At 53.3% G+C, this 422-nt stretch carries 1 protein-coding gene; it reads left to right on the top strand.

The features are described from left to right. Nucleotides 1-422: Ig-like domain-containing protein (locus PL9631_RS26385; RefSeq protein ID WP_197046514.1), on the top strand; the 422-nt coding region annotated here is incomplete at both ends.

The raw sequence follows: 422 nt of genomic DNA, 5'->3' as shown, positions 1-422 counted from the left end.
AACGGCACGAACTACGCCAACTTCAACTTCCAAGTCGGTGACGGAACCGTCTTTAGTGGTGATAACACCTTCACCATCAACGTCACTCCAGTTAACGACCCCCCCACCAGCGGCCCCAACGCCACCACCATCCCAGAAGACCCCAGCGTCCCCTACACCTTCAGTAGCAGTGACTTCCCCTTCAACGATATCGATGGAGACACCCTACAAACGGTCAAAATTACCCAACTTCCTGCTAACGGTCAACTGTTCTACAACGGTAGCCCCGTCACCAGCTTACCCGTAGGGGGACTAGACATCCCCATCGCCAATATCGCTCAACTGCAATTTCAACCCGACCCCAACGAAAACGGCACGAACTACGCCAACTTCAACTTCCAAGTCGGTGACGGAACCGTCTTTAGTGGTGATAACACCTTCAC

It is taken from the genome of Planktothrix paucivesiculata PCC 9631 (assembly GCF_900009265.2).
Taxonomy (GTDB): domain Bacteria; phylum Cyanobacteriota; class Cyanobacteriia; order Cyanobacteriales; family Microcoleaceae; genus Planktothrix; species Planktothrix paucivesiculata.
This window is presented reverse-complemented; position numbering and strand designations above follow the sequence as displayed.